This is a genomic window from Amycolatopsis sp. FDAARGOS 1241 (genome assembly GCF_016889705.1).
GTDB lineage: Bacteria > Actinomycetota > Actinomycetes > Mycobacteriales > Pseudonocardiaceae > Amycolatopsis.
The window spans coordinates 301,296-321,303 of the sequence record NZ_CP069526.1; the positions used below are offsets into that span (position 1 = coordinate 301,296).

Here is a 20,008-nt window from a genome sequence, read left to right on the forward strand (position 1 = left end):
GATGAAGATCTCCGGTTTCGGCGAGCAGGACACGAGTGCCTGGGACGCGCTGCACAAGGGCACCGATCGCGAGAACTTCGATTCGCCCAGCCACTACGAGCTGAGCACGCTGAAGACGATGCTGCCGCACCGGCGGCCGTCGCCGCCGCCTCCGCCGGCACCTGAGCCGGACATGCGGGAATGGTCTGGTTCTGCTGCCGCTGCTCCCGGGGCTGCTCCCGCCGAGTACGACGAAGACGACGGCTACGAGTGGGTCGAGGACGGCGAGTCCGGCTACTGGGAGGAAACGGGCTCCTCGTCGGGCTATTACGACACGGAGTCCTACCTCACGCACGACGACCGCCAGGTCCCGGAGGACTCCGCGTACGGCCGCCGCCACCTCACCGCGGTGGACGATTCGCAACCCGAGTACTACCGCGATCCGGCGACGGAGCCTTCGGGTTACCCGGCGGCCACGGGGTACCGGCACGCTGCTGACTCGGGTGAGGTATACGGGTCGGGCTATTACGCGACGCCGCCGGCCGAGGCGGCTGATGCGTCGGGTTATTACGGTGCGAGGTCGACCGGTGCGTCGGCTCATCACGAGGCGCGATCTGCTGAATCTGTTGACGCGTCCGGGTATTACGCGATGCCGGCTGCTAAATCGGTGGATGCGTCGGGCTACTACGCTGCGCGGCCAGGTGAATCGGCTGATGAGTCTGGTTATTACGCGACGCGGTCGGCGGGATCGGGCCAAGCGTCTGGTTATGACGTAGCACCGTCTGCCGAATCGGCTGGTGTATCTGGGTATTACGCGACGTCGTCTGCGGAGCCGGGGTATTACTCGGCGCGGTCTGCGGACACGGCTATTGCGTCTGGTTTCCACGCGGTCTCTTCTGGGGAATCGGCTGGTGCGTCGGGTTTTGGTGCTGCGCGGTCCGCCGAGCCGGTTGGTGGGTTTGGTTCGCATGTTGCGTCGGCTGATGAGCCGGGGTATTACTCGGCACGGTCTGCAGAACCGGCGGCTGCGTCCGGATACGCCGCCGCCTCCGATGCCGACCCAGGTGACGAATACGCCTCGAGCTACCGCGCCGCGCCGCCGGCGGCCTCGGGTGAGGCGTACGCGTCCGGCTACTACGCCACGCCGTCCGCCGAGTCCTACAAACCCGCCGAGCCGACCGGCCGGCACGCCGTTGTGGAGCGGACCACCGAACCGAACCGCCGGAGCGAACCGAGCCGTCGCCACGCGGCCGTCGACACCGCCGACCGTGAATCCGGCTACCACCCCACGCCCGCGGACGTCGGTTACCTGCCCCCGGCCGACGGCCAGCACCGGCTCGCCGAGCCGCGCGAGCGCACCACGCCGCGTCCGTCGGGTCGACGCCGCGCGCCGGAAACCGTTGCGGCGCAAGAGGAAACGTACGCCGAGCCGACGTCGTGGCCCGAGCCGCCGCGCGCGGCGCCGCCGCCTGCGAAACCGGCGAAGTCGCGGGTGCGCCCGTACGCCCGTACCCGCGGCCGCACGCGCTCGGACCACAACCTCGCCCTCGAAGCCCTGGTCTCCACCAGCGACGACGGCCGCCGCTACCGGGGCGTGCGCTCCATCGAGCACCGGCGGATCTGCGACCTCTGCCTGGACACCCGGTCGGTCGCCGAGATCGCCGCGCACCTGCACCTGCCGCTGGGCGTGGTGAAGGTCCTGGTCGGCGACATGGCCGATATCGGCCTCGTCCTGATCCACCAGACCGACCTCGTCCTGGGCGACCGCTCGTCGCGCGAGTTCATGGAACGGGTGCTGCAGGGTCTGCGCAACCTCTGAGCCGGCAGCGGGTGCTGTCGGAGCCCGGCGTGCGCTGTGGGCTGTCGACCACGAGTGTCGCGAGTGCGGCGGTGCTTCTTCTCGTCCGTGTCCAGCGGGGTTTCGTCGATGAGGGTGTCTTGGACGAGGCGGGCCAGTCGAGGTCCGCGCGCAGCACGCCGGCTTCCTGCGCGCGCCGGAACAGCCGCACGCACGCCTCGCGTACCTTCTCGTGGACCCGCACGACCTCGCGGCTTGCCGACGGCGCCCGGCTCATCATGAACACCGTCCGCACCGGCCTCGCCCGGCTCCTGGACCACGACGGCGTAACGGTTTCCCACATCGCCCACCCACCTCGACGTCGCCTGCGCACCTGGACATCAAGGTGGACACGGAGACTCTCGCGGCTCCGGACCGCCTCTTCCCGGCCTCGGGCCGACCACCACGAACCCCGCTCCGGATACCTCCGGCTGACTGGTGCTCTCAGCTTTCCCATGCCGCCACGCTGCCACACCCGGTCGGCAACCCGCGGCCACTTCGGCCGGTAGTCCACAGGCTGCCCGAGTTGTGGACAACTGCCGCCTGATCTGCTGTATTTGCCGGGACCGTCGGCGGCGGCCGGTAGAATGGGCATGGGACGCCCCCCTCGGGAGGGTGGGGGTTGTCTGCCCGGCCCGGGGCTGCCGGCAGCACTCAGCCCGCCCGATTAGGTCGCAGATGTGTTGTGGTGCAACGGAAATCGCCAGTGATCGGCCGTCGTCTGGGCTGGTCGGTGAGGTGCCGGTTCCGCTCGACCGCCTGGCGCTCCATTTCCGGTGCGACGCGTAATGATCTGCCACAGAAGCTGCGAAAAATCCCGACTCTCAAGCGCGGCCCAACCACGTCGGCGGACGGCGACCAGTCTCAACCGCTGTCCCCCCGGGAAACCTCAGTCCTCGACCAAAGCCGCCGACGTGATGCGGTGCAGTGGGTACCGCTCGTGGTCCGTGCCGACCAGGACGCCGCCGCCGACGCGGATGGGGCGGACGACGCGCTGGCTGGCCGTGCCGCGGGAGTCGACGAAGCCGATCCAGACCTCGCGGTGCTCGAGGGTCGCGCGGGAGAGCAGTTCGAGCGTCGCAGTGGTGTCGGCGCCGCCGCCGGAGGGGGCGCGGACGGCGGCGCCGCGGCGGCGCGCGGAGGCCGAGTCGCCGGCGCGGAGGTTGGAGACGATGCGGGCCGCTTGCTCGTCGGTCAGCACGGCCTGCTCGCCGGGGCGCGCGCGAGCGGCGCGGACCCGCGCGGGCAACCGGCGGCCGGACGGGCGGAGGTCGACGACGCGGCCGTCGGGGCCCTCCGCCGCGGGCGCGAAACCCGCGCCGCGCAAGGCTTCCAGGACTTCGCCCAGGGAATACGAGCTGATGAGGACCGTCGGCGCGATCAGGCGCAGGTCGAACTCCGCGGCGATCGGCGAGGCCAGCACCTCGGCCAGCAAAGCTTCGTCGTCGCACCGCAGGAAGGAGCCGGCCGCGCCGCCGCGGAGGCGGCCGTGGCGGCGGGCGACGTCGTCGATCAGGTAGGTCAGGCCCTGCGGCACGGGCGTCGCCGACTTGTCGCGGAACAGGGCGTGCAGCTCGTCCGCCGTGCGGCCCGTGTCGAGGGCGCGGCGCACGGTCTCCTCGGTGATGCGGTATACGGTCGCGTGCCCGGCCGACTCGATGCCGGCCACCGCGGCCATCTCCGCCGCCAGCTCAGGCGTGAGCGGTCCCGGCGCGACCACCGTCAGGTCGGCCTGCACCAGCACGTGGTCGACGGGCGCCGGCAGCGCGTCGTGCATCGCCTCGACCGCGGCCGGCCGGTCGTCGTCCAGCAGTGCCCGCGTCGCGGACGTCAGCGCACCCAGCCCGACGAGCCCCAGCGCCGACGCTTCGGCCATCGCCCAGCGCACGGTCTCGTCGCGCAGCCGCCCGCCCCGCCGCGGCGCGCGCCACGCGAGCACGGCCACCAGCTCGTCCACGCTCTTCACGCCCGACCCGGGCGGCAGCTCCGCCAGAGCCGCGAGCACCCGCCGCCGGCCAACCGGCGCCAGCGGCCGCCGCAGGTCCTCCGACAGCGGTGCGATCGGCTTGTCCTTCGCGTCGCGCCCGCCCGCCAGCCCGGGCAGCCGCGGCAGCTCCAGCCAGGCCTGCGCGAGCGTCATCCACCGCTGCACGGTCGGCGACGCGAGCCAGGTGTCCGTGAGCGTCGTCGGCACCCACTCCGGCGTCGTCGACTCGCTGTCGGCCACCAGTCCCGCGCCCACGGCCAGCTCCGCGACCAGCGTGGCGCGCGCTTCGTCGACCTCCAGGTCCTTCGCCAGCTTCCGCAGCTCCCGCACGCCCAGGCCGCCGGCCTTGAGCACGGGCGGCGGGGAGGCCGACCACGACCGCAGCAGCGCTTCGGTCTGCCGCAACAGCTCCATGGCCTCGCCGGCCGCCGTGGTGTCCACAGTGTCCGTCTCATGTGGATGGACGGGCAGGGCGGGTTCGTCGAGCGTCGCGGGGTCGAACGCGCGGCCGCCGCGCAGCAGCAGGCCCAGCTCGAGCGGCAACTCCACCGTCTGGTCGTCGCGCCGCAGCAGCAGGCCGCGCGCGAGCAGCTTCTGCACGGGGGTGGCGGCGTCGGACAGCGCGACGTCGAAGCTCGCGTCTCGCGTGCGCCCGATCGGCGGCCCCGCGGCCAGCGCCGTGAGCACCTTCCGCTCGTCTTCGGTCACCTCGGCCACTCGCTCGGCCACGTCGATGGCGGCCAGCGCGGGCGACGGCGCCCCCAACCCCGCCGGGTACGGTCCGAGCGCGTCGCGCGCCGCCGGCGGCACGCGCAGCTCGTCGTCGGCGCCCCAGACGAGGGCCCGCGCGCGCAGCCGGGCCAGCTGGTCCGTGATCTCCGTGCCGACGAGCTCCGTCACGGTCGCCAGTGGCGCCGGCGCGGTGTCGGCTCCGGCGACGAGCAGCGCGTCGAGCACGGCCAGGGTGAACGTGTCCAGGTCCTCGCAGGCGCGCGCGACGGAACCGGGGGTGCCGGCGCGGGTGGCCAGCACGGTGGTGTCGGAGGGCGGTGGGGTCGACAGGTCGCGACGCGTGCGCAGCAGCTCGGTGAGTGCGTCGTCGGACTCCGCACGCAGCCAGTCCGCCAGAGAGGTCGCGGGCATAGAAGCCCAGGATACCGGGCGGGTGCGCGGGCTCGGGGGGTGTTGGGGCAGACTGTGTGCGAAGCCGGTGCGATTTGCCGATGGAGGACGTTGTGGCCAAGGGTGAGAACGGCAGGAAGAAGGGCGTCGACCCGACCTGGCCGGGCGAGGACGGCGAGCACCCCGTGACGGAGCTCTCGTCCGACCGCCAGGGCGCGCTGTCGCCGTTCGGCGAGCTGACTTTCCCGCTCGACACGGTGCCGTACGTGCATCCGGAGACGGAAATCAACTGGAAGTAGGGGGCCGCCGGAGTTACCGGCGAGTCACCCGGTTGGGGTCGGGTGTCCGGCGTCACGGGGCTAGTGTCGTGAGTGTCCTAGCCACAGGTTTCCCAGCGGGGAGTTAGTGCCATGCCGGTTCCCGGTCCCGGGTATTCGATCACCGTCCGGGTCGAGGCCCCGGCTTCGTCCACCGCCGCCGGTGACCTCACCACCGCCGTCGGCCGCGTCGGCGGGGTGCTGACGGCGTTCGACGTCGTCGAGTCGCACGCCGAGATGATCGTGGTCGACATCAGCGCCAACGCGCTGTCGGAGAACCACGCCCAGGACATCACCCAGGCCCTCGACTCCCTGCCCGGGGTGAAGGTCCGGAAGGTTTCGGACCGGACGTTCCTGATCCACCTCGGCGGCAAGATCGAGGTCAGCCCCAAGGTTGCGCTCCGCAACCGTGACGACTTGTCCCGCGCGTACACGCCGGGTGTCGCCCGCGTGTGCCAGGCGATCGCGGCCAACCCCGAGGACGCCCGCCGCCTGACCATCAAGCGCAACACCGTGGCCGTGGTCACGGACGGGTCGGCCGTGCTGGGCCTGGGCAACATCGGCCCGGCGGCCGCGCTTCCCGTCATGGAGGGAAAGGCGGCGCTGTTCAAGAAGTTCGCGGGCGTCGACGCGTGGCCGGTGTGCCTGGACACCCAGGACACGGAAGAGATCATCAAGATCGTCAAGGCGATCGCGCCGGTGTACGCGGGCATCAACCTCGAGGACATCGCGGCGCCGCGCTGCTTCGAGATCGAGGCGCGCCTGCGAGAGCAGCTCGACATCCCGGTGTTCCACGACGACCAGCACGGCACGGCGATCGTGGTCGTCGGCGCCCTGCGCAACGCTTTGCGCGTGGTCGGCAAGAACATCGAGGACTGCAAGATCGTGGTCAGCGGGGTCGGCGCGGCCGGCTCGGCCATCATCCGGCTCCTGCTGCGCAAACAGCCGCGCGACATCGTGGCGGCCGACATCGACGGCATCGTCCACCCGGACCGCGGCAACCTCGACGAGAACCTGAGCTGGATCGCCGCGCACACCAACCAGGACAAGCAGTCGGGCACGCTGCACGAGGCGCTCGTGGGCGCGGACGTGTTCATCGGGGTGTCCGCCCCGAATCTGTTCGGCGCCGACCAGGTCGCGACGATGGCGAAGGACGCCGTGGTGTTCGCGCTGGCCAACCCGGACCCGGAGATCGACCCGCTCGAGGCGCAGAAGCACGCCGCCGTGGTCGCCACGGGCCGCAGCGACTTCCCGAACCAGATCAACAACGTGCTGGCGTTCCCGGGCGTCTTCCGCGGTCTGCTCGACGCCGCCGCGCACGACATCGACGACACGATGCTGCTGGCCGCCGCCGACGCGATCGCCGACGTGGTGGACCACAGCCGGCTCAACGCGTCGTTCATCGTGCCGAGCGTGTTCGACAGCGCGGTCGCGCCGGCCGTCGCGGACGCCGTCCGCGCCGCGGTGCGCAAGGAAGCCGCGATCGGCTGAGATTTCTTCGCGACGGGGCCCCGCTGCTGTTCGCGGGGCCCTTTGCGTGCTCTCCGGTGGCGGCGTGGGTAGCCTCCAGGGGTGAGTGAACTCAGCCACGTCGATGCCACCGGTGCCGCGCGGATGGTCGACGTCTCCGGCAAGACGGCGACCGCGCGCACGGCTCTCGCGGGCGGCACCGTGCACACCACCGCCGAGGTGGTGGGTTTGTTGTCCGCCAACGGGTTGCCGAAGGGCGACGCGCTGGCGACAGCCCGGATCGCCGGGATCATGGGCGCGAAGAAGGTGCCGGACCTGATCCCGCTGTGCCACCAGATCGCGCTGTCCGGCGTGAAGGTGGAGTTCGAACTCGACGACGCGGCCGTGCACATCACCGCGACGGCGAAGACCACCGACGTCACCGGCGTCGAGATGGAGGCCCTCACGGCCGTCGCCATCGCCGGCTTGACCGTGCACGACATGATCAAGGCCGTCGATCCGGCCGCGACGCTCGACAACGTCCGCCTGATCCGCAAGGACGGCGGCAAGACCGGCACGTGGGAGCGGCAGTCATGAACAAAGCACGGGTGATCGTGGCGTCCAACCGCGCCGCGAAGGGCGTGTACGAGGACAAAACCGGGCCAGTGCTGGTTTCCTGGCTGTCCTCGCACGGGTATGACGTGCCGGCGCCGGTGGTCGTCGAGGACGGTGCGCCGGTCGGCATGGCGCTGCGCGCGGCGGTTTCCGACGGCGTCGCAGTGGTCTTGACCACTGGCGGGACCGGGATTTCCCCCACGGACCGGACCCCCGACGTCACTCGCGAAGTCCTGGACTACGAGCTGCCGGGCGTGGCGGACGCCATCCGGGCGGCCGGGCTGCCGCACGTGCCGACGGCGGTGCTGTCGCGCGGGGTAGCCGGTGTGGCGGGGCGCACGTTGATCGTGAACCTGCCCGGGTCCACGGGCGGGGTGAAGGACGGGCTGCGCGTGCTGGAGGACATCCTGGCGCACGCGGTGGACCAGCTCGCCGGTGGTGACCACCCGCGGCCTCCGACCACAGAGGACGCTGCCTCGGTGGCGGACGCGCTCGCCGCTGCCCAGCCCGCGGAGTCCGTCGCCGTGGCCGCGGCCCCGGCGGTGCGGATCCTGCGCGCCGACGTCAGCGACCAGCCGCTGTCGGTCGACGACCACGCCCGCCTGGTCGAAGACGACGCCGCCGGCGCCGTGGTGACCTTCGGCGGGGTCGTGCGCGACCACGACGGCGGCAAAGGCGTCCGCGACCTCACGTACGAGGGCCACCCCACGGCCGGGGACATGCTCGCCCAGGTGGTCGACGACCTGGCCGGCCGGTGGACGGGGGTGCGCGCCGTGGCGGTCAGCCACCGCGTCGGCCCGCTCGCCATCGGTGACGTGGCCCTGGCCTGCGCCGTGGCGGCCGAGCACCGCGGGCAGGCTTTCGCCGCGTGCGCAGAGCTGGTCGACGAGGTGAAGGCCCGGCTGCCGATCTGGAAGCACCAGCACTTCACGGACGGCTCGGACGAGTGGGTCAACTCGCCCTGAAGACGAACCACGGCTCTGAAACGGGCTGAGCGCGCCCGGACCGGCCGAACCGGCATGGAATCGGGCGAAGCGGACGAACGGTGCGCTCAGTGCGCCTGAGTCGCGAGAATCGCCGTCGGCGTCCGCACCACCGGCTCAGCGCCGGGTTCCGAACCCCGACCTCGAAGGGCCCCACCGCCGGGGGAATGTCGCGGTGGGGCCCTTCGTCGGGGTTTACCAGCCCGATGGAGCGGTCAGAGCCTCCCGGAGGAGGCCCGGATCACTTGGTGGCGATCTTCTGGCCGACCAGGATCAGGTTCGCGTTCGGGATGTAGCCCTTGTTCAGGTCCTGCAGCTTCTGGTAGCCGCCCTGGACGTTGAACTTGCCGGCGATCTTGGACAGCGTGTCGCCGGCCACGACGGTGTAGTCACCGTTCGGGTTGGACTTCGAGACGCCGGTCGCCGGGGTCGAAGCGACCTTCTTCGCGGCGCTCGTGCTCTTCTTCGGGGTGACCTTCTTGGTCGACTTCGAGGTCGACTTGGTCGACTTGTGCGAAGCGGTCGAGCCGCCCGCGCCCTTGGCGTAGCAGTTCGGCCACGCGCCGCCGCCCTGGCCGGCCAGGACGCGCTCGGCGACGGCGATCTGCTGCTCGCGCGAAGCGTTCGCCGCGCTGCCAGTGCCGCCGTAGGCCTTCCAGGTGCTCTGCGTGAACTGCAGGCCGCCGTAGTAGCCGTTGCCGGTGTTGGTGCTCCAGTTACCGCTGCTCTCGCACTGCGCGACAGCGTCCCAGTTCGTCGCCGACGCGGGGGTCGCGGCGATCGCAATGGGTGCGCCGACCGCGATACCCGCAACTGCGACGCGGGCGATGGTTCGGGTGGCAGCGGACATCTTGCGGTGCTTGCCTCGGTAAGACATCTGAATACATCTCGGTTTCCTGCGCCTACGAGCCCGAAGGCTGAGGGCCGGGTTGGGGGGCCCGTCCGCCCGTTGCCGGGCGGCAGACGCGGACAGCGCACGATGCGCGGTCTTCGTCCCCTCGTCCCTGTCCGGAAATGCTTTCGCTCGGGGTATGGGTCCGGGGATCCGCTGGACAGGGCTAGGCGCTACGGATTCCCGGTCTTGCTCGGTCGGTCGGGGCCAACCGAAAAGCGACGGTACGTAACGAGAGCCGTGATCGGAAATTATTCGGCATGTGACCTACATCACAGTAACAGCAGGCAACCTCCCACGATCGGCATGTTTCCGCAGGTCAGAGGACCGTTATCTGCGCGTTTTCTGGCCGAGATATTTCACGGATCGTGAGGCTTGGGTCACGTCGATAAGGTGTCAACGGTCCATTCGTGCGTCGAATGAGTGGCGCACCTTAAACCACTCAGTGCGAAGTCCGCCAGTGCAGGGGGAGTGGTTCCGGGAAAGCCTGGAATACGCCGTGAGCGAACTACTTCGGAGAGTAGGGATTAGCGAAAATGGCCGCTCACGGCGTCTGGAGCGCTGTTTGCTATGGTCCGGACCAAATGGCGCGGGACGCCCGTTGCGGCGCCCAGTGAGGCGCTGAGCGCCGTCGGACGCGGTTCAGGCGCAGGTCACCCGCCGGCGAACGGCGGAAGAACGTCGAGTTGTGCACCGTCACTGAGCGTACGATTCTGATCACGGACGGCGATCTCGTTCAGCAGGAAGCTCGCCGCGTCGAGGATGCGCGACAGCTGACCCGGATGCAGTTCGCGCACCACGCGGACGGCGTCCGCCACCGTGGCGCCCTCGGACAGCTTCAGCTTCTCCTCCTCGACGCCCGCCGCAGCGCGCGCCGAGGCGAAGTAGCGGACCAGCACGGTCATCGGTTCGAGGGACTGGGGTGCCATGTCATCCGCCGATCGCACTCATGGGCCGGATCGGCTGCGCGAACCCGGCTTCGTTGATCTCGTGGCCCGCGAGCTTGCCCCACATCGTGGCCCGCCACGCGTCCGCCACCTCTTCATCGCGCGCGCCGCCGCGCACGAGGGCACGCAGGTCCGTCTCGTCCTGGGAGAACAGACAGGAGCGCACAGCGCCGTCGGCCGTGAGCCGGGTGCGCTCGCACGCGGCGCAGAACGGCCTGGTCACCGACGCGATCACCCCGACGTCGCCGGGGCCGCCGTCCACCAGCCACCGTTCGGCCGGCGCGCCGCCGCGGGCGGCCGGGAACGGGGACAGGGTGAACTCCTCGCCCAGCATCGCGAGGATCTCTTCCGCGGTGATCATGTCGCGGCGGCTCCAGCCGTGCTGCGCGTCGAGTGGCATCTGCTCGATGAACCGCAGGTGGTAGCCCTCGGCGAGGCAGAACCGCAGCAGCGGGACGGCCTCGTGGTCGTTGAGCCCCCGCATCAGCACGGAGTTGACCTTCACCGGCGCCAGGCCGGCGTCGCGCGCGGCCGCCAGCCCCGCGAGCACGTGGGACAGCCGGTCGCGCCGGGCGATCTTCTCGAACAGCTCGCGGTCGACGGTGTCGAGCGAGACGTTGATCCGGTCCAGCCCGGCCGCCGCGAGGGCGGGTGCGCGCTTGGCGAGCCCGATCCCGTTGGTGGTCATGGAAACCCGCGGTCGCGGCTCGAGTGCCGTGATGCGCGCCACGATGCCCTCGAGGCCCGGGCGCAGCAGCGGCTCGCCGCCGGTCAGGCGGATGTCCGTGACACCGAGTTGCTCGACGGCAATGCGCATCAGCCGCACCAGCTCGTCGTCGGTGAGCACCTGCTCGCCCGGCATCCAGTCGAGGCCCTCGGCGGGCATGCAGTACGTGCAGCGCAGGTTGCACCGGTCCGTGAGGGAAACCCGCAGGTCGGTGGCCACGCGGCCGAAGCTGTCGAGGAGTCCGGGGTGGTCTGGCCGGGGGCTTGCGGGTGCGCCTGAAGAACCTCGTGCACCGGCGACACGAGGAAACCCGAGATGTACTGCCGTCATTACGCACAGCTTAACTCGCGAACGCCCGAATGCCGACTCCTGGGAATCCACGGACGAGCCGTTGAGACCGGCTTCGAAGCGCGGACCGTGACCGCATCGTCACCGCCCGCCGAGGCGTGCGGCGGGACCGTTCGCGCACTGGCGCGCCCGCGACTGCCCAGAAGCGACGCCGGCCGCGCCCGACCTCGCCCGATGTGCGGCGGAATACCAGGTTGCACGGGGTTTTGCGGCTGTCGCCGGACTGTCCACTCCGGCTGTGACGCGGGTCATCACCTCGGGCGATGACCGGTGTCCGGAGGTCTCCGCCCGGACGGTTCTCACGAACGCGGGACAAACCCGGGCGTTATCAGAACGCAATACCCGAAGCGTTACGCAACAATTCGCGGTTCGCATGGCTTTTCCTCAACTGCGGCGATAATGTTCCGGCCATGCCGCAATTTCGGTTGTCCGAGGCCGCCCGGCTCCTCGGCGTCAGCGACGACACCGTCCGGCGCTGGGTCCGGGCCGGTCAATTGACCGCGACCGACGACGCCGCCGGCCGGAAGGTCGTCGACGGTGCACAGCTCGCGGGGTTCGCCCGCGCACAGGCCGCCGGCCCCGACGACCCGTCGGCAGTCGGCCGCTCCGCCCGCAACCGCTTCGTGGGGCTCGTCACCGAAGTCACCGCCGATAAGGTGATGGCCCAGGTCGAGCTGCAGTGCGGGGCGCACCGAGTGGTGTCACTGATGAGTTCGGAAGCCGTCCGCGAGCTCGGGTTACGCCCGGGTGTGCTGGCGGTGGCCGTTGTCAAGGCGACCACCGTAGTGGTGGAGACCCCGGAAGGAACCAGATGAAGAAACTCGCCATCGCCAGCGCCGTCGCGGCGGTAGCGGTTTTCGCCGGTGCGTGCGGCTCCGGCGACCAAGCCAGCACCAACTCGGGCTCCGGCAGCGCGTCGGCCCCGGCGCCCGCCAGTGCCACGGGCACGCTCACCGTGTTCGCGGCCGCTTCCCTGACCGAGTCGTTCAACGAGCTCGGCAAGCAGTTCGAGGCCGCGCACCCGGGTGTCACCGTGAAGTTCGACTACGAGGGCTCCTCAGCGCTCGTGCAGAAGCTCGACAACGGCGCCAAGGCCGACGTGTTCGCCTCGGCGGACCAGGCCAACATGGACAAGGCCGTGCAGGGCGGGGTGATCGACGGGCAGCCGACGGTCTTCGCCACCAACAAGCTGACGATCGCGGTCGCCAAGGGCAACCCGAAGGGCATCAAGGCGTTCTCCGACCTCACGAAGAGCGGCTTGTCCGTGGTCGTCTGCGCCCAGCAGGTGCCGTGCGGCTTGGCGACGAAGAATGTCGAGCAGAACACGGGCGTCACGCTGAAGCCCGCGAGCGAAGAGACCGACGTCAAGCAGGTGCTGGCGAAGGTGCAGTCGGGTGACGCCGACGCCGGGCTGGTGTACGTCACCGACGCGACGTCGGCGGCGGACAAGGTCGACAAGGTCGACTTCCCGGAGTCGAGCGGCGCGATCAACAGCTACCCGATCGCCGTGGTGAAGGACGCCCCGCAGCCGGCGCTGGCGAAGGAGTTCACCGACTTCGTCAACGGCCCGCAGGGCAAGACCGAGCTGACCAAGATCGGGTTTGGCCCGGCTCAGTAGGGGACAGCGGAGTGCGGCGGTAACCGACCAGCCGCCGCACTCGCGCGTCCCTGGTGTTCTCTGGTTCCCCGCCGTGGTGGCGCTCGCGCTCGTGGTGCTGCCCGTCGTCGGGCTGCTCGTGCGCTCGGACATCACCCGGTTCCCCTCGCTGCTCGTCTCGGCCTCGTCGCTGGCCGCGCTGAAGCTGTCGCTGATCACGGCACTGCTCTCGACGGCCGCGTGCGTGGTCCTCGGCGTGCCGCTGGCCATCGTCCTGGCCCGCTCCCGGCTGCCCGGCGTGCGGCTGCTGCGCTCGATCGTGCTGCTGCCGCTCGTGCTCCCGCCCGTGGTCGGTGGCCTCGCGCTGCTGTACCTGCTGGGCCGCAAGGGTTTTCTCGGCATCCTGATCAGCGCGCTGACCGGCCAGCAGATCCCGTTCACCACCACGGCGGTCGTGATCGCGCAGACCTTCGTCGCCATGCCGTTCCTGGTGGTGAGCCTCGAAGGCGCGCTGCGCGGCTCGGGGGACCGCTACGAGCAGGTCGCTTCGACGCTCGGCGCGCGCCCGTGGACGGTGTTCCGCCGCGTGACCGTGCCGCTGCTGCTGCCTGCGCTCGGGTCGGGGGTCGTCCTGAGCTTCGCCCGGGCACTGGGCGAGTTCGGCGCGACGATCACGTTCGCCGGTAGCCTCGAAGACGTCACGCGCACGCTGCCGCTGGAGGTCTACACGCAGGCCGAGGTGGACGTCGACAGCGCAGTGGCGCTCGCCTTGCTGCTCATCGTGGTGGCGATCGTGGTCATCGCGGTGGCGCGGCCCCGGTCGTTCGAAGGTGGTCTGCGGTGACGCTCTCGGCCCGGATCGCGCTCACGCGCGGCACGTTCTCCCTCGACGTCGAGTTCACCGTGCCCGAGGGCACCGTCCTCGCGCTGCTCGGGCCGAACGGCTCCGGCAAGTCCACCGTGCTCGGCAGCCTCGCCGGCCTCGTCCCGGTGACCTCGGCCGACATCACGCTCGCCGGCCGGACGCTGGCGGGCGAGCGGGTGGACCTCGCGCCGCACGAGCGCGGCATCGGGCTGCTCTCGCAGGATGCGCTGCTGTTCCCGCACCTGTCCGCTTTGGACAACGTCGGCTTCGCGCCGCGCGCGGCCGGGGCGAGCCGGGCGAAATCGCGTGAAGTGGCCCAGACGTGGCTGGCCGAAGTGGACGCTTCGGCGTTCGCGCGCCGACGGCCCGGTCAGCTCTCGGGTGGCCAGCAGCAGCGCGTGGCGATCGCGCGGGCACTCGCGTCCGCGCCGTCGTTATTGCTGCTCGACGAGCCGTTCGCCGCGCTGGACGTGGACGCGGCGCCCGCGATCCGTGGCCTGCTGCGGCGCGTGCTGCGCGGCGGCCCGACGACCGTGCTGGTCACCCACGACCCGCTCGACGCGCTGGCGCTGGCCGACCACGTGGCCGTGATGTCCGGCGGGCGCATCGTCGAACGCGGGCCGACGCGCGACGTGCTGGCGGCGCCGCGCACGGCGTTCACGGCTCGGATCGCCGGCCTCAACCTGGTGGCCGGCGTCGCCGAGGCGGACGGGCTGCGCACGAAGTCCGGCGACCTCGTGTCGGGGCTGCTGTCGGAGGACGCCGTGGTGGGCGAAGCCGCGGTCGCGGTGTTCGAGCCCAGCGCGGTGGCCGTGTACCCGCACGACGGCGAGCACCGCGGCAGCCCGCGCAACACCGTCGAGGCGACGGTGGCGGCGCTCGAGCCGCACGGGCCCGTGATCCGGCTGCGCGTGACCGACGGCGGCTGGGGCGATGGTCTCAGCGCTGACCTGACGCCGGCGGCGGTCGCCGATCTGGAACTCGAACCGGGGTCGCCGGTGACGCTGTCGGTGAAGGCCGCGACCGTGGCCGTGCATCCGGCGCAGTCGTGACGGAGGCGTTGCGCCGCAAGGAGAATCCCAGGATTCGGGCAGTTTTGCCGGCTCCCCGTGATACCGTTCGGACTCGATCAAGAACCTGCGTGGAAGAGGACGGCGACGGTGACCGAAGGCCGCTGGAACTACCTGAGCGACATGGACGGTGTCCTTGTTCGCGAGGAGCACCTCGTACCGCGCGCGGACGAGTTCCTCGCCGAACTACGCGACAACGGCATCGGTTTCCTGGTGCTCACGAACAACTCGATCTACACCCCGCGTGACCTGCGGGCCCGGCTGCTGCGCACCGGGCTCGACATCCCCGAGGAGTCGATCTGGACCTCGGCGCTGGCGACCGCGCAGTTCCTCGACTCGCAGCGCCCGGGCGGCACGGCGTTCGTGATCGGCGAGGCGGGCCTGACCACCGCGTTGCACGAGGTCGGTTACGTGCTGACCGAACGCGACCCGGATTACGTGGTACTGGGCGAGACGCGCACATACAGCTTCAGCTCCATCACCAACGCGATCCGGCTGATCGAGCGCGGCGCGAAGTTCATCGCCACCAACCCGGACGCGACCGGGCCGAGCAACGAGGGCTCGCTGCCGGCGACCGGGTCGGTCGCGGCGCTGATCGAACGCGCGACCGGGCGTTCGCCGTACTACGTGGGCAAGCCAAACCCGCTGATGATGCGCTCGGCGCTGCGCCGGCTGGGGGCGCACTCGGAGTCGACGCTGATGATCGGCGACCGCATGGACACCGACGTGCACGCGGGCCTCGAAGCGGGGCTGCAGTCGGTCCTCGTCCTGTCGGGGATTTCCACTCCGGAGTCGGCCGAACGCTATCCGTACCGGCCGACGATGGTGATCGACTCCGTCGCGGACCTGATCGGGCGAACCCTGGACCCGTTCGGAGAAGGCTGACCGGTACGGGCGGCGGAGCAGGGCCTATCGTCGAACGATGAGCGTGTATGTGGTGGGCGACGTCCACGGGCACCGAGACGCCCTGGCCGACGCCCTGCGCGCCGAGGGGCTGGTCGACGGCGACGACAAGTGGAGCGGCGCCGAAGACCAGGTGTGGTTCCTCGGCGACTTCGTGGACCGCGGCCCCGACGGGGTGGGCGTGATCGACTTCGTGCGTTCGCTGCAGGAGCAGGCGCCGGAGGCCGGCGGATCCGTGCAGATGCTGCTGGGGAACCACGAGATCCTGCTCCTGGGGATGTACCACTTCGGCGACCGCCAGGTGCCGTCGGACTTCGGGCCACGCAGCTTCGCGCGCAGCTGGGAGATCAACGGCGGCCTGCTGTCCGACCAGGACCGGCTCACGCCGGAGCACATCGAGTGGCTCTCGGCGCGTCCGGTGGTTTCGCTCGTCGACGACCACCTGCTGATGCACTCCGACACGCTCGAGTACCTGGATTGGGGCGCCGACCTCGACTCGATCAACTCGGCCGTGCAGGAGATCCTGACGGGCAACGACATCGAGGCCTTCTGGGAGGTCTGGCGGCGGATGACCACGCGGTACGCCTTCCGCGGCCCCGCGGGGGAGGACAACGCGCGGCAGCTGATGGACGCCCTCGGTGGTTCGCGGATCGTCCACGGGCACAGCGTGATCGCCGACCAGCTGGGGATCCACCCGGCTCAGATCGAGGGGCCGTACCTGTACGCCGGCGGCAAGGCGCTGGGGATCGACGGCGGGTTGTTCGTCGGCGGGCCGTGCTTGGTGGTGGAGCTGCCGTTCGTGCCGGAGCCCTAACGCATTTCCGGCGCCGGCACGATCTCCTTGCCCAGCGGCATGAGGGAGATCGGGATCAGCTTGAAGTTCGCCAGGCCCAGCGGGATGCCGATGATGGTGATGCACAGCAGCACGCCCGTGATCACGTGCCCGATCGCCAGCCACAACCCGGCGAAGATGAACCAGATGATGTTCCCGAGGACGGAGCCGACCCCCGCGTCGCGCCGGTCGACGATCGTCCGGCCGAACGGCCACAACGCGTAGTTCGCGATCCGGAAGCTCGCCAGACCGAACGGGATCGTGATGATCAGGATGCAGCAGATGATGCCCGCGACGAGGTAGCCGACGGCCATCCAGAAGCCGCAGAGCACGAGCCAGATGATGTTCAGCAGCAGGCGCATCAGACGTGCAGCTCCCCACTCACCACCGTGACCGCGCGGCCACTGATGTGCACGCGGTCGTTGTCCAGTTCCGTGGTGACGACCCCGCCCCGCTGCGACACCTGAGCCGCGGTCAGGTTCGTCTTCCCGAGCTTGCGGCCCCAGTACGGCGCCAGGGCGCAGTGCGCCGACCCCGTCACCGGATCCTCGTCCACCCCGACCCCGGGCCCGAAGAACCGGCTGACGAAGTCGTATTCGGTGGCTCGCGCCGTGATGATCAGGCGGCCGGTCCAGGTGTTCCTGAGCTGCTCGAGGTCCGGCTCCGCCTTGCGGACGTCCTCTTCGCCCGGCAGCTCCACGAACAGGTTCTCCTTGGCGCGGCCGACATACGAGGTGTCGCCGGCGAAGAGGTGGCCGACGTCCTCCCCGGTCTCGTGCGGCTCGTCCGCAGGGAAATCCATGCGGATCCAGCCGTCCTCGTTCTTGCTGCAGGTGAGGATGCCGCTGCGGGTCTCGTACGTCTGCGTCCCGCCGAGCACCTGCGTCGCCGCGATGGTCGCGTGGCCGCACAGGTCCACCTCGGTGGTGGGGGTGAACCAGCGGAGTTCGGTGGTGTCGTGCCCGGGCTTCACGAACGCCGTCTCGGAGTGCTTCATCTCCGCCGCCACCTGCTGCATCCAGCCGTCCTCGACCGGCCGCTCGAGGACGACCACCCCGGCCGGATTCCCGGCGAACGCCTGGTCGGTGAACGCATCGACCACGTAGAACCGCATGTACGTAACGTTACCGGTGGTGGTCGGGGGAGAGGGTCAGGGATTTCCCCTGGAGTTTTGTGGCGGGTTTGTCGACTTTTCTGCGGGCCCGTGCTCGCCGGGATCCTTCAGGGCTGCCTGGGTTGTTCGGCGTGCGAGCAAGCCCGGTTCCTTTGGCGTCGCCTGACCTGGTGCTGGCGCGACTTGTGTGAACACGCCGTCACCGCGGCCCGTCTTCGGTGCCTGAACAACCCCGAACACGGTGCGGCGCTGCCCACGTCGTGCATCCGCATTCGGTGGGTGAACGGCACTACCCGGCACCGCGCTCACCGGTGTTCGGCGTGCGAGCAAGCCTGGTTCCGCTTCGGTGGCCTCGCCCTCAGAGCCGGTGGGCAACGCGGCGTCACCCCGCAGGTGACGCCGCGCCCTCGCTCACCCTCCGATGACCGGTGGCGTGATCTTCTCGCCGTCCGGGCCACGCTCGGGCCGCACCTCGAACACCTCGTCCGGGTCGACCTGAGTGGGGAGCTTGTTCTTGTGCTCCTTGTCGTCTTCCTTCTTCTTGCCCGCGCCTGCGGCTCCCGCCGCCCCAGGTGCGCCGGCCTTGCCGCCTTTGCCGGCGTTGGCCGCTGCGGTCGCGCCGCGCTCGAGGCGTTCGCTCGCGCCCTTGGCGCCGCTGCTCTCGCCTTCGCCGGGCTTCGCGGTCGCTCCGCCGCCGGAGACGCGGCTCCCGGCGGACCCACCGCCGGCCCGTCCGCCACCGAACCCGGACCGGCCGCGCACGGTGTCCTCACCACTGCCTCCCACACCACCCGGGCCGCCGCCGAGCGCCACCGCATCGGGGGACAGCCGCCCGAACCCGCCGCCGGCAGTCGGCGAGCGGAAGCCGCCTCCACCGCCAGGCCCGGTCCCCGGGAACGCTCCGGCGCCGGTGCTGGCTCCGGGCGGGGTGTAGGCGTTGCCGCCGAAGTTGGCCGGCCCCCCTCCGCCAGGTCCGCCGCCAGGGCCAGTGCTGCCGGTGCCGGCGAAGTTGGCTCCGGCCGGGCCGTTGAAGCCACCCCCGTACCCACCCGTGCTGCCCACCGGCGAGGCACTGCTGATGTGGGTGCTGTTGTCGGTGCCCCCGAGCTTTGGCGGCGCAGAGTAGACCGGTTGAGTGGTGGCAGTCTCGTGGTACGTGCTGTCCAGCCCCTGCATCACCTGCACAGCCTGCTGGTGTGCGGCGTCCGCTTGCTGCTGTTTGGCGGCGATGGCGTTCATCGTCTGCACGGCGCCCGCCGGGTCGCCGCTGGTGATCTGTTGCGTGGCCTTGTCCATCTCGGCCTGCTGGTCGAACCCGGTGGGTTCCGGCATGTTGTGCTGCGCGTAGCTGGCCGCGGCCGCCTGCTGGGAGTACCGATTGGAGCTCAGCTGAGCGGCATTTGCGGTTTGTGCCGTGTACGACGCTGTGGCTTGGAAGAAGTTGTGCGCTTGTGACGCGCCTGCTCCCTGCCACACCGCGCCGCTGGTTTTGGTCGCACTGTCCACCGAGTCGGAAATCGTCGCCAGCCAGTTTCCTAAGTCGTTGGAGACACGTCCTCGTGCATCAATGCCCCCGACGTCCAGATTGGTGTGGACCATGTTGTACAGATCTTCGTGATCATGGGCGGCGTAGTTGGCGTTGGGGGCAGGAGCATCGCCTCGTGTCGCCTGGTCCTGCAGCAGTTGCGCGCCTTGGCTGACAGAGTAGTTCGACGCCGCCTGCCCTGTGCGATTGTCGACCGAGTCGCGGATGTTCCGCTGGTCCTCGGCACCGAAGCGGCCCGGCGTGGCCTTCCTGGACAGGTCGGCGTGGGTCTGGCTGTAGTAGTCAGCCTCGTACTCGCGTTGCTCGACGTGCCTCTCCGTCATGAGTCCGCCTTGTTCACGTTTGAGAGGTTTTGCGTTTGTTCGCCGTCGGTTTTTCGGTAGTTGTTCCGAGCGACGACGAGAGCTTCTTTGACCTGCTCGAAGCTATTCTTGAGCAGCTCCAGGTTGGGTATTAGTGACTGCGGGTCGCCGTTGGCGACCTTGCTATTGAAATCCGCGACCTCTTTTGCGTAGTCACTGTTTCCCATTTGAGCTCGAGTTGTCAGAAGGAAAAGGTTTCTTTGAATTGGGCCATATCCGTTGAGGAATTCGTCGCAAACCTTCTCGTAGGCTTTGAATGCCTCATCGTTGATGGTGAAACCGCCGCTCTCGGCGAGGGCTTTGAATTGGGCAGCGCCTTCGCTGATCCGCTGAACCCCTGCGTCGTCCAGTGGATTTGCAACCAGGTTGGAAGGGAGGCTTTGCCCAGGATTTCCAGATGGTGCTGCCGGCGCTCCTCCGCCGAAGTCAGCGTTCGCGTCACCCGTGGTCATCAAGCCCCTCCTGGATACCCTGTGTACTCCCTCGTTCACTGTAACTGGCTTGGTCTGCGAAGTC

At 70.0% G+C, this 20,008-nt stretch carries 19 protein-coding genes; 11 read left to right on the forward strand and 8 right to left on the reverse strand.

Translation table 11 applies throughout. From position 1 onward, the window contains the following. Nucleotide 1: 1 nt before the first annotated feature. A complete protein-coding gene (locus I6J71_RS47460; protein ID WP_239154358.1) occupies nt 2-1,798 on the forward strand; it encodes a DUF742 domain-containing protein in 1,797 nt (598 codons plus the stop codon). Nucleotides 1,799-2,705: 907 nt separating this feature from the next. Here I6J71_RS47460 and I6J71_RS01420 read toward each other — a convergent pair. Further along, nucleotides 2,706-4,946: a helicase-associated domain-containing protein gene (locus I6J71_RS01420; RefSeq protein ID WP_204093056.1), complete on the reverse strand. Its 2,241-nt coding sequence runs from the start codon at nt 4,944-4,946 to the stop codon at nt 2,706-2,708. A gap of 92 nt (nt 4,947-5,038) precedes the next feature. On the opposite strand from I6J71_RS01420, the gene I6J71_RS01425 reads away from it, so the two are divergent. The 4 genes from I6J71_RS01425 to I6J71_RS01440 all read left to right on the forward strand — a co-directional run bounded on the left by I6J71_RS01425 (nt 5,039) and on the right by I6J71_RS01440 (nt 8,271). Further along, nucleotides 5,039-5,224, forward strand: a complete 186-nt coding sequence (locus I6J71_RS01425; RefSeq protein ID WP_204096806.1) for a hypothetical protein — start codon at nt 5,039-5,041, stop codon at nt 5,222-5,224. Between the two features lie 111 nt (nt 5,225-5,335). Then, nucleotides 5,336-6,733 carry an NAD-dependent malic enzyme gene (locus I6J71_RS01430; RefSeq protein WP_204093057.1) on the forward strand — a complete coding sequence of 466 codons (1,398 nt, stop codon included), beginning with the start codon at nt 5,336-5,338 and terminating at the stop codon, nt 6,731-6,733. Between the two features lie 81 nt (nt 6,734-6,814). Continuing rightward, nucleotides 6,815-7,288 carry a cyclic pyranopterin monophosphate synthase MoaC gene (gene moaC / locus I6J71_RS01435; RefSeq protein WP_204093058.1) on the forward strand — a complete coding sequence of 158 codons (474 nt, stop codon included), beginning with the start codon at nt 6,815-6,817 and terminating at the stop codon, nt 7,286-7,288. Beyond that, the gene (locus tag I6J71_RS01440; RefSeq protein ID WP_204093059.1) at nt 7,285-8,271 is read left to right on the forward strand and encodes a molybdenum cofactor biosynthesis protein MoaE; all 987 of its coding nucleotides are present in this window, start codon (nt 7,285-7,287) and stop codon (nt 8,269-8,271) included. Before moaC ends, I6J71_RS01440 begins: the two co-directional genes overlap by 4 nt. Nucleotides 8,272-8,530: 259 nt before the next feature. Here I6J71_RS01440 and I6J71_RS01445 read toward each other — a convergent pair whose 3' ends face one another. The 3 genes from I6J71_RS01445 to moaA form a co-directional block, all read right to left on the reverse strand. Continuing rightward, on the reverse strand, nt 8,531-9,166 hold the full coding sequence (locus I6J71_RS01445) for a transglycosylase family protein (RefSeq protein WP_204093060.1): 636 nt from the start codon (nt 9,164-9,166) through the stop codon (nt 8,531-8,533). Nucleotides 9,167-9,834: 668 nt separating this feature from the next. Further along, nucleotides 9,835-10,086, reverse strand: a complete 252-nt coding sequence (locus I6J71_RS01450; RefSeq protein WP_204093061.1) for a MoaD/ThiS family protein — start codon at nt 10,084-10,086, stop codon at nt 9,835-9,837. 25 nt (nt 10,087-10,111) lie between these two features. After that, complete coding sequence (gene moaA, locus I6J71_RS01455; RefSeq protein ID WP_204093062.1) at nt 10,112-11,185, reverse strand: GTP 3',8-cyclase MoaA; 1,074 nt, start codon at nt 11,183-11,185, stop codon at nt 10,112-10,114. A gap of 428 nt (nt 11,186-11,613) precedes the next feature. Here moaA and I6J71_RS01460 point away from each other — a divergent pair, with 428 nt between their 5' ends. The 6 genes from I6J71_RS01460 (at nt 11,614) to I6J71_RS01485 (ending at nt 16,452) form a co-directional block, all read left to right on the forward strand. Next, on the forward strand, nt 11,614-12,018 hold the full coding sequence (locus I6J71_RS01460) for a molybdopterin-binding protein (protein WP_204096807.1): 405 nt from the start codon (nt 11,614-11,616) through the stop codon (nt 12,016-12,018). After that, nucleotides 12,015-12,821, forward strand: a complete 807-nt coding sequence (modA, locus tag I6J71_RS01465; RefSeq protein ID WP_204093063.1) for a molybdate ABC transporter substrate-binding protein — start codon at nt 12,015-12,017, stop codon at nt 12,819-12,821. Before I6J71_RS01460 ends, modA begins: the two co-directional genes overlap by 4 nt. Before the next feature lie 73 nt (nt 12,822-12,894). Then, entirely contained in the window at nt 12,895-13,644 is a 750-nt protein-coding gene (locus tag I6J71_RS01470) for an ABC transporter permease (RefSeq protein ID WP_239154359.1), read from the forward strand. Beyond that, entirely contained in the window at nt 13,641-14,717 is a 1,077-nt protein-coding gene (locus I6J71_RS01475) for a sulfate/molybdate ABC transporter ATP-binding protein (RefSeq protein ID WP_204093065.1), read from the forward strand. The genes I6J71_RS01470 and I6J71_RS01475 overlap by 4 nt, the downstream gene beginning before the upstream one ends. Nucleotides 14,718-14,825: 108 nt before the next feature. Further along, nucleotides 14,826-15,620, forward strand: a complete 795-nt coding sequence (locus I6J71_RS01480) for an HAD-IIA family hydrolase (protein ID WP_204093066.1) — start codon at nt 14,826-14,828, stop codon at nt 15,618-15,620. Between the two features lie 37 nt (nt 15,621-15,657). After that, on the forward strand, nt 15,658-16,452 hold the full coding sequence (locus I6J71_RS01485) for a metallophosphoesterase family protein (protein ID WP_204093067.1): 795 nt from the start codon (nt 15,658-15,660) through the stop codon (nt 16,450-16,452). Here I6J71_RS01485 and I6J71_RS01490 read toward each other — a convergent pair. The 4 genes from I6J71_RS01490 to I6J71_RS01505 all read right to left on the reverse strand — a co-directional run bounded on the left by I6J71_RS01490 (nt 16,449) and on the right by I6J71_RS01505 (nt 19,944). Next, on the reverse strand, nt 16,449-16,832 hold the full coding sequence (locus tag I6J71_RS01490) for a YccF domain-containing protein (protein WP_204093068.1): 384 nt from the start codon (nt 16,830-16,832) through the stop codon (nt 16,449-16,451). The two genes, I6J71_RS01485 and I6J71_RS01490, sit on opposite strands and share 4 nt — an antisense overlap. Then, nucleotides 16,832-17,584: a PhzF family phenazine biosynthesis protein gene (locus I6J71_RS01495; RefSeq protein ID WP_204093069.1), complete on the reverse strand. Its 753-nt coding sequence runs from the start codon at nt 17,582-17,584 to the stop codon at nt 16,832-16,834. The genes I6J71_RS01490 and I6J71_RS01495 overlap by 1 nt, the downstream gene beginning before the upstream one ends. Nucleotides 17,585-17,995: 411 nt before the next feature. Beyond that, nucleotides 17,996-19,453, reverse strand: a complete 1,458-nt coding sequence (locus I6J71_RS01500) for a hypothetical protein (RefSeq protein WP_204093070.1) — start codon at nt 19,451-19,453, stop codon at nt 17,996-17,998. Further along, the gene (locus I6J71_RS01505; protein WP_204093071.1) at nt 19,450-19,944 is read right to left on the reverse strand and encodes a hypothetical protein; all 495 of its coding nucleotides are present in this window, start codon (nt 19,942-19,944) and stop codon (nt 19,450-19,452) included. Before I6J71_RS01505 ends, I6J71_RS01500 begins: the two co-directional genes overlap by 4 nt. Nucleotides 19,945-20,008: the final 64 nt, after the last annotated feature.

Bases quoted from the DNA above. Each gene is read 5' to 3' on its own strand.
- I6J71_RS01420 (WP_204093056.1), bottom strand. From the start codon at position 4,946: ATGCCCGCGACCTCTCTGGCGGACTGGCTGCGTGCGGAGTCCGACGAC.
- I6J71_RS01505 (WP_204093071.1), bottom strand. From the start codon at position 19,944: ATGACCACGGGTGACGCGAACGCTGACTTCGGCGGAGGAGCGCCGGCA.
- I6J71_RS01485 (WP_204093067.1), top strand. From the start codon at position 15,658: ATGAGCGTGTATGTGGTGGGCGACGTCCACGGGCACCGAGACGCCCTG.
- I6J71_RS01500 (WP_204093070.1), bottom strand. From the start codon at position 19,453: ATGACGGAGAGGCACGTCGAGCAACGCGAGTACGAGGCTGACTACTAC.
- I6J71_RS47460 (WP_239154358.1), top strand. From the start codon at position 2: ATGAAGATCTCCGGTTTCGGCGAGCAGGACACGAGTGCCTGGGACGCG.
- I6J71_RS01430 (WP_204093057.1), top strand. From the start codon at position 5,336: ATGCCGGTTCCCGGTCCCGGGTATTCGATCACCGTCCGGGTCGAGGCC.
- I6J71_RS01495 (WP_204093069.1), bottom strand. From the start codon at position 17,584: ATGCGGTTCTACGTGGTCGATGCGTTCACCGACCAGGCGTTCGCCGGG.
- I6J71_RS01445 (WP_204093060.1), bottom strand. From the start codon at position 9,166: ATGTCTTACCGAGGCAAGCACCGCAAGATGTCCGCTGCCACCCGAACC.
- I6J71_RS01440 (WP_204093059.1), top strand. From the start codon at position 7,285: ATGAACAAAGCACGGGTGATCGTGGCGTCCAACCGCGCCGCGAAGGGC.
- I6J71_RS01460 (WP_204096807.1), top strand. From the start codon at position 11,614: ATGCCGCAATTTCGGTTGTCCGAGGCCGCCCGGCTCCTCGGCGTCAGC.
- I6J71_RS01450 (WP_204093061.1), bottom strand. From the start codon at position 10,086: ATGACCGTGCTGGTCCGCTACTTCGCCTCGGCGCGCGCTGCGGCGGGC.
- modA (WP_204093063.1), top strand. From the start codon at position 12,015: ATGAAGAAACTCGCCATCGCCAGCGCCGTCGCGGCGGTAGCGGTTTTC.
- I6J71_RS01490 (WP_204093068.1), bottom strand. From the start codon at position 16,832: ATGCGCCTGCTGCTGAACATCATCTGGCTCGTGCTCTGCGGCTTCTGG.
- moaA (WP_204093062.1), bottom strand. From the start codon at position 11,185: ATGACGGCAGTACATCTCGGGTTTCCTCGTGTCGCCGGTGCACGAGGT.